The sequence below is a fragment of the Gudongella sp. DL1XJH-153 genome, from assembly GCF_049310905.1.
GTDB lineage: Bacteria > Bacillota > Clostridia > Tissierellales > Tissierellaceae > Gudongella.
On record NZ_JBMEMN010000101.1, the window covers coordinates 1 to 326 of the forward strand.

General features: G+C 38.7%; 1 protein-coding gene and 1 pseudogene. Both read right to left on the reverse strand.

The annotated features are described in order from the left end of the window. Positions 1-76, reverse strand: a 76-nt coding sequence (locus ACOEN1_RS13540) for an SHOCT domain-containing protein (RefSeq protein WP_422487414.1), incomplete at its 3' end; no start/stop codon positions are given. Further along, positions 73-326: pseudogene (locus ACOEN1_RS13545) on the reverse strand (RNA polymerase subunit sigma-70); the annotation flags it as partial. The pseudogene ACOEN1_RS13545 and the gene ACOEN1_RS13540, both read right to left, overlap by 4 nt.

Sequence of the window (326 nt, forward strand, 5' to 3'; positions counted from 1 at the left end):
TTTTTTCAAGCATGGATTTTGCAATAGAAAGACTTGATTGGTATTGCTTTTCAGCTCTGAATTGATCGTCTGTCATACTACATCACCGCCTTTGAAGCGGTCGTTTATATAGCAATCATGAGAACAATATTTTCTCTTTGAATTGCCATAAGCGGTAAAGGAGCAACCGCAATAAGCGCAGGTGAAGAAGTAGATGGCTTTCTTCTTGACCTTGTCCTGATTCGAGTTCCACCATGTAACACGACAATCTTGGTTACAGAATTTCAATTTCTTTTTTCCTGAGATCTGTATAAGCTCCTTACCGCAGTGTTTACAGTATTCCTTAT